This window comes from Synechococcus lacustris str. Tous (genome assembly GCF_003011125.1).
Lineage (GTDB): Bacteria > Cyanobacteriota > Cyanobacteriia > PCC-6307 > Cyanobiaceae > Synechococcus_D > Synechococcus_D lacustris.
In genome coordinates, this window is sequence record NZ_PXVC01000164.1 from 1 (window position 1) to 1,837 (window position 1,837).

The window sequence follows — 1,837 nt, forward strand, 5'->3', positions numbered from 1 at the left end:
ACCAAAGCCATGGGGTTTAAGTACTTGGCTTATGTAGGCCTCGGGGTGGGGGCCAACGGCGTTGTCTTCCCCCTTAAGCATGTTTGTGAGCCCAAGTGCTTTGCTGCCCCCGGCTGCTTTCTGTAGTGCCAAAAGGGGCGGCGCCAGGCTGAGCCCACCAGCCCCCTGGGAATCATTTGGTTCCAGCATTTCAGCGGCAAGCACCACATGGCCTTTGTGGCGAGCCAGGGTTGCTGCCAATTGGCTGTCGTCTTTGGGGCTACGGCTGCTTGGGCCTTCAAACAAAACATTCAGGGCGATTGCTTCGGCGCCAGCGGCCCTGAGTTTTTCCACCAACACGGCATAACTAGCCCTTGACCAAGGCAATTGGCCTAAACCTTTGCTCCAGCCAGGTGCATTTTGTTGTTGTTCAAACCATTGGCCCTGCTGTAGAGAAGCGTCGTCTATGGCAACTAAAAACAAACCAGCCGGCGGCGTTTGCGGGCCGGCCCAAGCGAGTATTTGGTTGTAGGTAGCTATTGCCCAGCTGCGCCATAAAGGAGGAGCCCAACCGCTCAAGCCACCACTAATGATCGCCAGGCTTAAAACAAAAATGCTTAAACGTGAATTCGATCCAAGGGAGGGGGCCATCGCTGCCTATTGCAGATTTGCGATCAGAAGAAACGCGGTAGGGATAGGCCGGGCACGGAAGGCGTTGTTGGTATTGGCAGGCTAGGGGTAATAGGTAGATTTAATCCAGGCATATTGCTGCGTAGATAACTTTCAAGGTTTGCATAAGCCGGCAAGGGCAAGCTGTAGCCACTAAATAGAGGGCCATCAAGTATTGATTGGTAATCACCAAGGGCAAGTTTCACCAAGCCCAGCACTATACCCGCGGGGCTTAAACGCAAGCGCTGGCCAGCTTGAACTGTTACTGGTGCTGTTTTGGATTCAGTTGCTTCCACTTGCACAGTGCCTTCCAAAACTGCGAGATCAGCATTGCCATTTTCGTCTACCTGCAACAAATAATTAGTGCCCCTCACACTCATCCGAGCGGAGCGGGTGCAGCCATCTTGGCGGCCAGACACCAGGACTTGTCCTTTATTAAGCAGGAAACAACTGCTGCCTAATTTGAGCAGGGATTGGCGATTTATTCTTGCAACGGCACCACTTTCAAAACCCAGCTGGCCGCGGCTATCGCCGGTGCTGATTACTTGGGGAACTTGGGCCGCTTGTTTTAGCCGGGCTTGGTTGCCATCAATATAAAGTTGATTGCCATCAAGGATTTCTTGCACTGTGGCGGTTTCCCCAGCTGCAAAAGAAGGCACTGCTAAACAGATGGCATTTAAAAAAAGCAGCCACCTAAGCAGTGGTTGCGAGGCGTTGTAGTTAATCACCATGGCGCCAGCAGTGAAGTGCCCTAAATCTAGGCTTCAGGATGATCCAAGGCCAGCGCCACATGGTTTTCTAGTTCAGCACTGCTGCCGCGGTTGTTGATCAGGCGATCGGCTAGGAGGCGCTTACGGGCTAAAGGCCATTGGGCATTAATACGTGCTAATGCCTGTTCATTCGTGCATATATCCCTRGCAATTAAGCGTTCTAATTGTTGATTTTCATCGCAATCTACAAGCCAGATTTCCGTGCATAGTGATTCAAGGCCCGCTTCGAATAGGAGTGGGATCATTAACACTATGGTTTCGAYTGTAGTTGATTTATTTAATTCCTCAGCCATCGTTTGCCGCACAATTGGATGCACCAGTTGCTCAAGCCATATGCGTTCTGTGGGGTTGTTAAAAACCAGATCACCTAGGGCCCTGCGATCAAGATGATCACCGCAAAATAGCTTTTGCCCATAGCG

3 protein-coding genes are annotated in these 1,837 nt (G+C 51.4%); all 3 read right to left on the minus strand.

Annotated elements, in window-relative coordinates; all coding sequences use genetic code 11:
• Positions 1-630: CHASE2 domain-containing protein (locus C7K08_RS13845; protein WP_117434664.1), on the minus strand; the 630-nt coding region annotated here is incomplete at its 3' end.
• Positions 631-653: 23 nt separating this feature from the next.
• A complete protein-coding gene (locus C7K08_RS13850) occupies positions 654-1,379 on the minus strand; it encodes a FecR family protein (RefSeq protein ID WP_106501104.1) in 726 nt (241 codons plus the stop codon).
• Positions 1,380-1,405: 26 nt separating this feature from the next.
• Positions 1,406-1,837, minus strand: a 432-nt coding sequence (gene coaE, locus C7K08_RS13855; RefSeq protein ID WP_106501105.1) for a dephospho-CoA kinase, incomplete at its 5' end; no start/stop codon positions are given.